The organism is Microvirga sp. GN3, assembly GCF_055792825.1.
This window is the reverse complement of sequence record NZ_JBVVAK010000261.1, coordinates 1-7,104: the sequence shown is the minus strand read 5'-3', so window position 1 is coordinate 7,104 and position 7,104 is coordinate 1. Positions and strand designations below refer to the sequence as shown.

The following is a 7,104-nucleotide window of genomic DNA, read 5'->3' as shown; positions in this document are numbered from 1 at the left end:
GCAACCCGCACGCGCAGATCCAAGGAGAAGCTCTGGGTCATGATCCACCTCCTGTTCTCGGAAGGGAATCACACTTCAGTCCAGACCGAAACCTCTTGAATCTACCTTTCAGTCCGATGCTCTAATGCCATGATTGCAGATATGTGCTTGTTCAGCGTTGAGTCTTCTAGGCCCGCATCGATGGGGTCTCTGTCCTCTGAACGTCGAGGCCCATGTGTCTCTTGGCGGGCGACACCTTAAGCCGACGAAAGCGCTTAGCATGCGTAGGTTAGGTTCGTTCTGTGGGCTTAGTCGGACAAGTCCGCAAATCCCCCGTCTTCCCCGATTGGGGATATCGGGCTTCGTCCGGTCGGCCTCCGCGATAGCGTTTGCTCTTGCGGAGAGGTTCGAGTTGCCCGCGGGCAACTCTCAGGGTTCACGCGCGACCGCCCGTTCTTCAACAAATCGAATCCGTAATGTTGCCTTCGATTTCGGCCTGAATTGGAGCGTTGCAAGGGAACGCGCGAGACTTAGGGCCCCCCGACGAATAGATCCAGTACTTGATCCTCGACGGCTGCGATCCCGAGGTCCACATGGGCTCGCTTTATGTGCCCTCGATTAAGAAGAGTCTGTTTGGTGATGTAGCACTGATCCTCAAATGAGCCGGGATCACTATTGTCAGATGGCGCGGACCGAAGCCCCCAAACTTGGCTGCGCCGAAAGCAGAGGCGGGGCGACGTCACCCAGCTCGACTGAAGAAAGAGCTTTACCAGCGGACATCATAGTATCCGATCGACTACCTGCCTGGGTGCTGATCTTGCCTAGGTTCACTGTCCGTCCAGCACGAGGTTCAGGTGAGTGGCGGCACCCGATCATAGAGCATGAGGCACTATGAAACGCAGAGCCTTTATCCAATCCCTGCTGGTGTTACCCGCTGCCCCTCTTCCTTTGAGATCTCCATCTCTCAGCGAGGCACCGGGACGATGTCTTAGCCGGGCTTTGGCAGTGCCAGCCCAACCTTTCGCGCCCGGTCGAGTTGCTTCTTCACGGAGGAGGCTGACCATGTGAGGCCGCCACGCGGAGTGCGCTCCCGCATGCGCTCCAGCTGCGCGCCGATATCCCGCAGCGAGAGACTTGGGTCGGTCATGGCGATGCCGGCAATCAGCGTCATGAGGCGGTCCTTTGGGTTCTTGCGTGGGGCAGGGCGGAGGAGGGCAGGGTTCGCCATATGCTGTGAGACGAGCTTGCCGACAGCGCGGCGCAGCCGGGCCACAGTCCACGACTGCCCGCTGTCGGCAAGAACCCGAACGACATCGTCCCAAGGGTGCTGGGGGCGCATGCGCTGAACCGTCGGCATCCATTGGTCAGCACCGGTGATCAGCTCATCGAGATAGACCTTCTCCCGGGCGACGGCGATCTTTCGGATGGCCTCCGGCTGGCGTTCACGCATCCCCGGATTCCCGGGCTTCTTGCCTCGCGCCTTGGCAGCCTTGATGCCGGCCTTGGTGCGCTCCGAGATGAGAGAGCGCTCCAGCTGCGCGACCGCGCCAAGCACTTGCAGGGAGAACATGCCTTGCGGCGTCGAGGTGTCGATCGGATCCCGGATAGAGCGGAAATGGGCCTTCTTCGTCTCAAGGGCCTCGATCACCTCAAGAAGGTGGCCCACAGAGCGGGCTAAGCGGTCCAGACGTACAACGACCAGCACCTCTCCCGGCTTGATCTCGCGCATCAACCGTGCCAGCACTGGCCGCGCCCGGCTTGCCCCGGAGCCATGCTCCTGGTGGATTTCAGCACAGCCCGCGGCACGCAACTCGTCGAGTTGGGCATCGTGCACCTGATCCTCGGTGGACACGCGGGCGTAGCCAATCAGGCGCTTCCTGGAAGGGGAGGGGGGTATCATGCTGCGTTGGTCAGCTAAGCTCTGCAGAAAGCCCCAGTTGCGTAGCAGCCTGCCGCAACCGCCGATCCCGGGTCCACACCAGGGACCCTGACGTGAGCCTCGCCGCGGCCAGAAGGTGCGCATCGACAAAGCCAATCCCACGTCCGTAGAGTTGCTCCCGCTCAATCAATATCATGACCTCATCATCCCGGGCGACAATAGCCTGCGGCAGGTCTCTTAGGGACTCGAGCACAGCTCCGCGCTGGCGCAGGCTGCCCAGGGCAAGTTCACCCGTGACAAACGAATGCGCCAGTATATGCCCAGCCCCCAGGAGATCTGCCAACACAGCATCGCCACTCTTCAAGTGGTCGATCCACACCGAAGTATCGACAATGATCACTTGGGATCCGCCTGCCGGCGCGGGATTGGCTTAAGATCAGGCTCAGTGCCGCCTAGGCGGGCGAGCCTTCGGGCACTCTCCCGCTCTATCAAAGCCTTCAATGCTTCGCGAACCAAGGCCGACTTCTCCTGCAGGCCCGTGAGTGCCTGCGCTTTGGCAACGAGTTCGTCGTCGATAGCGATGGTTGTTCTCACAGCACTGTCTCCACTATAGGCATCAAAAATAACATCATGTGATGCCGACAACTATGCTGCTACACGGTTTGTTGCATCGCGACTAGGTTGCTGGGAATGAGATATACCCAGTCCCGTTGCATTATCTTTTGAAATCAACCGTACGATAGGAATTTAAGCTGAAACAGGATCCTGACCTAGCCGTAATTGTACACTTTTGCTTATCACTAGCAACGGACCGTTTGAAGACGTCTTTTAGGCCAATTCGTTAACCAGCCGGCGAGGGGAGGGCTTCTCTCAGACCGGCAAAAATGGCTTAAGAAACAAGGACTTCTATCTCCGTTCCGGGCCCGTATCAGCCGCTTTGAAGCTCCGGGACCGTTCGCCGGCAGCAGCGTTCTCACTCGCTGCGGCTGTCGTCTCGCCGAATGTCGACTTGGCTCACATCATGACGTATCGAAGCCTTGCTTCGCTTCTCTCTTCCAAGCTAAACCGTCGACGATCAATAACTTAGCATGAGGGCGCAAGCGTGGCTTTCGGGAGCAGGGCAGGGGACTTCGAGACGAGCGCCTGATCCCCCGCCCCTACGCGCTGCCGGAGCTGCCGTGGGAAGTGATCGCCGGACGGCCGGAGACGATCACGATCAGCATTCTCCGCTTTGATGCCCGGCTCGAGGCCTCGGGTCTCGCCGCCGGTTGGCAGTCGCGCTGCGATATGACCGAGGCGGTGCGGGCGGTCATCCTCGACGGCCACCTCGTCGATGTCGGCGACTTGGTGCTGCACGATGCCGGCATGGACGTGCGCCATCCCACCCGCGAGCTCACCCGCGCAGCCGCCGCTTTGCGCGCGCGGCGGACAGCCCTCGCAACCAAAGCCCCTTGGCCGCTGTCGATCGACGGGCTGACAGCCCTACGCGGCATCGGCGGAGTGGCGGGGGAGGAGCCGTTCCGAGCCAAGGGCAGACGGCCCAATCCAGATAGTGAGGAAGCTTACCCGCCCTTTGCCAACGATGCCGATCCGTGGGCTGCGCACATTGCCGAGATCGATGCTCTCTTGGACCGCACCAGCAAGGTGCTCGCCGGCGAGACCCCCTGCGCAAGAGCCGCTCGCACCTCGTCTAGGATCCGGATCCGGATCAGGATGAGGCGGAGGCCGAGGATCTGTGGCTCGACGTGGTCCAGCGCACCAGCCACTGGCCAGCCATGGCTGCGGCCGCGGTGGCTTGGCAGGCCTGGCTCGATCTCAACCTCTACACCCGCCTGCCCTGGCTCGGGCTGATCATGGCAGCATCCATCCTGCGAGCGCGAGGCCTGACGAACTACCTGCTGCCGCTCGCGGCTAGGTTCAAGCAGTCGAAGTTCCGGCCGCAGGGCCGGGAAGGGGCTCGCGAGAAGCTCGAGGGCTTCTGTCGAGTGCTCGAGGAGGCGCTGGCGATCGCCGCCAAGGATCTCGACCGGCTGATCCTCGCCCGCGAGCTGCTGATCCTCGCCCGCGAGCTGATGAGCCGAGTGACGGCGAAGACCCGCAGCAATTCCAAACTGCCGCAGCTGGTCGAGCTGTTCCTGTCGCGGCCGCTGGTGACGGGGCCACTCGCGGCCAAGCTGTTGCAGGTCACGCCCAAGGCCGTCGACCTCATGCTGGCGCAGCTCGGAGGTGCGCTGCCGCGCGAACTCACCGGTCGCACCCGCTAAGGGCATGGAACATCGTGTAAGGCATAGATCCTCCCTGCATCCTCAGCCCGTGAGTGCAAATGCATCCAAGTGAGATTTCACCCCGCCTGGATCAGCAGTTCTCAGGATATGGGGAGCTCGAGGGTCGTTCATTGAGGTCAGGCTCCATCGTTCCCATGTCTGGCGGTGATGAACGACATTGCTATCGAGCCTGAAGCGCTCCGCTCTCCCCCTCTGATTGCGGCCGACGGCTCGTTGCGGCGCGTCGGTGTCGAGATCGAATTCCTGGGCCCGAGCGCTCAGATTGCGGCCGAGGCCGTTGCGCAAGATCTGGGTGGAACCGGTGAACCGGTCGATCCGCATGCCTTCAAGGTCACCGGCAGCCGTCTTGGCGACCTGTTGATCGAAACTGACCTGCGGCATGTTCATCCTGACCGGCATCCGGAGCTCGGTCTGAGGCTGGATCGCCGCGTGGCGGCATGGCTCGGCACATTAGCCTCGCCTTTCGTCCCGCGGGAGCTGATCACCGCCCCGCTCCCCATCGCCCGGCTGCCGGAGGTGGACACGGTCGTCCATAGCTTGCAGGCTGCGGGGGCCTACGGTCGTGGGGCCGTGCTCTGGGACTCGCTCGGGCTCCACTTCAACATCGATCCACCGCGTCTTGATGCAGCCACAGTGACGGCCTTCCTCAAGGCCTTTCTCCTCGTCAGCGACCGTCTCCGAGAGGAGATTGCACATGGGAGCTTTCGTCATGCTCTCGCCCTTCCGCCGGATTACCCGCAAGCCTACAAGCAGCGCGTGCTCAACCCAGATTACTGGCCCGACCTAGCGCAGCTGACGACAGACTATCTCGCTGCGAACCCGACCCGGAGGCGGGCGCTCGATCTGCTGCCGCTGCTGGCCCACGTCGATGAGGAGCGGGTGCGCTCGGTTCTGCCGCATGAGAAGATCGGATCCCGGCCGGTGTTTCACTACCGGCTGCCGCAGGCCCATCTGAGCGATCCTGCCTGGAGCATCATGCCGGACTGGGAGCGCTGGCTGAGCGTGGAAAGGCTCGCGTCCGATCCGGTATCGCTGCGCATGATAGGCAAAACCATGCCAGCCTAATTTTTAGGTTTGCGGTTTCCGCTCCAGAAGTGTCGGTGCACCGCCCTGATCTGCCATCTCCAGCATCTTGAGCACCTCCCTGGGCACCGGAATGAGCAGGTCATTCCCCAAGCGATTTCGGAGGGCCGGTCCAATGTGTTCAATAATGTACCGTGGCGGTGGTCCGGCCGGAGGAGAGGCCCGCCGCCGCGAGCGTCACCGCCGTGCCTCGCAGCCTCGCATCGGCGGTTGCGCCACTCCTGTCCAGTTGGCTGCTGACGGTGTCACCGTTCGGCTGGCCGCTCGTTCTTGCTGGCACCCTGAAGGCGGCCTACGATCTGACGCTGCTGCGGCAGTTCTCGGCGATCAAGCCGCCGGAGGAACGCTGATGGGAAGCCGCCGACGGGCGATCGACAGCGAAATCCGGATCCTGTGCTGACAGGCCCACCATCGATCTCTACCCATCAGCTACTCCGCCTCGCGTGGCCAAACGCGGGAATAGCTTATGGGCGCACAGGCACTCGGTAAGAAGCCACTTGGGGTCGTCCGAAAGCTTACGCGAAGTGGAGTTGGCGATTTGTCCTTCCGCCTCGGTCGATTAAAAAGCTATCCCGGCAGTGACGGCAATTAGCACACCCACTGCTGTCAGCGCGGCGGCTGCACTCAGTGGTACGGCAACAGACTTCAGGTCCTCAAACATCTCACAGCATTCCAGTCGTGCAATCGTGTTGCTTAACAATGAGTAAATGCTGAAGGCTCAGCGTGGCCATACAATGGCACAGCGCTAGCGCTACGATCGGAATTTTGGGGTCGCCCATGCGAGAGGTACCCTCACTGGCAACGGACAGGTTTCCCTCGTACCTCCTCCCTCGCGTGGCTGCGCACAGACGCACAGAATAGCTCCCAGGCGCACACGTAGGATGGCATCGTCAGCTTAACGAGGTGGGATAGGTTGGCCTATCACCGGCCGTCGGATCAGAAGCCAGCGGCAACGCCAGTCACTCCGTTCCAAACCCGGAAGGCTTGAGCCCGAGACGTGCGATGCTCAGCGGCGTTGATGTTGGCGGGAGGGCGGAAGAAGTTGGCAACCTGCTCGTGGACCGAGAGGAAGCGCTGGGCCTGCCTTGCAGATTTGAAGCGTTTCATGACACGCTCCCGTCGTCGGGTCGACTGATGGCTGTTTTCGGCTCGGTTGTTTGAGCCCCGGTGCTGGCGATGTTCGATGCTGGGCATGATCTCGCACTTGGCCGCACCGTCGCGGGCCAGCTGGTCCGTGATCATCACACGTGGTGCGATGCCTTGCTTCTTGAGGAGTTTGCGCAGCAAGCGCCGGGCCGCTGTGGCATTCCGCCGGCTCTGGACGAGGATGTCGAGCACAGCCCCATGTCGGTCCACGCCGGCCACAACCAATGCTTCTGGCCGGCCATGCTGATCGCAACCTCATCGAGATGCCATTTGTCTCCGGCTGCCGGAAGACGGTGGCGGATCTGGTTGGCGAAACTCTGGCCGAACTTCAGCGCCCACTGCCGCACCGTCTCATGGCTGACCAGGATGCCTCGGGCGGCCAGCATCTCCTCAATCATGCGCAGGCTCCGCGGAAACCGGAAGTACAACTACACGGCACAGCTGATCACTTCAGGCGGAAAGCGGTGGCGAGCGTAGCGAACGTGACGGGTCTTCTTCATACCTCATTTATGCTTCGTCCTGGTCACTCACTGGTTAAATTGACGGTGCCTTTTCGCCTCATCTATTTTCTTGCCCCCTCGGGCTTGGCAATTTCCTGTTCCTCGGTACAGAGCTTGTATGGGGCTGTTTAAGTCAAGAGCTGATTCATCAGTTTTAGTTTTGGTCTGCGTGTCCTCCAGTTGAGTGGAACCTAGCGGAGGCGGGACATGCAACAACCCGAGGGGAGCTGGC

General features: G+C 61.4%; 7 protein-coding genes and 1 pseudogene. 3 read left to right on the top strand and 5 right to left on the bottom strand.

Annotated features, from left to right (window positions below; all coding sequences use genetic code 11):
- Window positions 1-967 precede the first annotated feature (967 nt).
- The 4 genes from ACS5Q1_RS45615 to ACS5Q1_RS45600 all read right to left on the bottom strand — a co-directional run bounded on the left by ACS5Q1_RS45615 (window position 968) and on the right by ACS5Q1_RS45600 (window position 3,238).
- On the bottom strand, window positions 968-1,879 hold the full coding sequence (locus tag ACS5Q1_RS45615) for a recombinase family protein (protein WP_473104409.1): 912 nt from the start codon (window positions 1,877-1,879) through the stop codon (window positions 968-970).
- Window positions 1,880-1,889: 10 nt separating this feature from the next.
- Window positions 1,890-2,258: a type II toxin-antitoxin system VapC family toxin gene (locus ACS5Q1_RS45610; protein WP_473104408.1), complete on the bottom strand. Its 369-nt coding sequence runs from the start codon at window positions 2,256-2,258 to the stop codon at window positions 1,890-1,892.
- Window positions 2,255-2,452 (bottom strand): type II toxin-antitoxin system VapB family antitoxin, encoded by a 198-nt coding sequence (locus ACS5Q1_RS45605; protein WP_473104407.1) that lies wholly within the window; start codon window positions 2,450-2,452, stop codon window positions 2,255-2,257. Before ACS5Q1_RS45605 ends, ACS5Q1_RS45610 begins: the two co-directional genes overlap by 4 nt.
- Window positions 2,453-2,941: 489 nt before the next feature.
- Window positions 2,942-3,238: a hypothetical protein gene (locus tag ACS5Q1_RS45600; RefSeq protein ID WP_473104406.1), complete on the bottom strand. Its 297-nt coding sequence runs from the start codon at window positions 3,236-3,238 to the stop codon at window positions 2,942-2,944.
- Between the two features lie 365 nt (window positions 3,239-3,603).
- Between ACS5Q1_RS45600 and ACS5Q1_RS45595 the strand changes: the two genes are divergently transcribed.
- The 3 genes from ACS5Q1_RS45595 to ACS5Q1_RS45585 all read left to right on the top strand — a co-directional run bounded on the left by ACS5Q1_RS45595 (window position 3,604) and on the right by ACS5Q1_RS45585 (window position 5,576).
- Window positions 3,604-4,122 carry a DUF1612 domain-containing protein gene (locus ACS5Q1_RS45595; RefSeq protein WP_473104405.1) on the top strand — a complete coding sequence of 173 codons (519 nt, stop codon included), beginning with the start codon at window positions 3,604-3,606 and terminating at the stop codon, window positions 4,120-4,122.
- Window positions 4,123-4,290: 168 nt separating this feature from the next.
- Entirely contained in the window at window positions 4,291-5,208 is a 918-nt protein-coding gene (locus ACS5Q1_RS45590) for an amidoligase family protein (protein ID WP_473104404.1), read from the top strand.
- A gap of 203 nt (window positions 5,209-5,411) precedes the next feature.
- Window positions 5,412-5,576, top strand: a complete 165-nt coding sequence (locus tag ACS5Q1_RS45585; RefSeq protein ID WP_473104403.1) for a hypothetical protein — start codon at window positions 5,412-5,414, stop codon at window positions 5,574-5,576.
- A gap of 586 nt (window positions 5,577-6,162) precedes the next feature.
- Here ACS5Q1_RS45585 and ACS5Q1_RS45580 read toward each other — a convergent pair.
- Window positions 6,163-6,872 (bottom strand): annotated as a pseudogene (locus ACS5Q1_RS45580) (IS6 family transposase).
- Window positions 6,873-7,104: the final 232 nt, after the last annotated feature.

Coding starts and splice junctions, on each gene's coding strand:
- ACS5Q1_RS45615 (WP_473104409.1), bottom strand. CDS start 1,879: ATGATACCCCCCTCCCCTTCCAGGAAGCGCCTGATTGGCTACGCCCGC.
- ACS5Q1_RS45600 (WP_473104406.1), bottom strand. CDS start 3,238: ATGGCGCACGTCCATGCCGGCATCGTGCAGCACCAAGTCGCCGACATC.
- ACS5Q1_RS45590 (WP_473104404.1), top strand. CDS start 4,291: ATGAACGACATTGCTATCGAGCCTGAAGCGCTCCGCTCTCCCCCTCTG.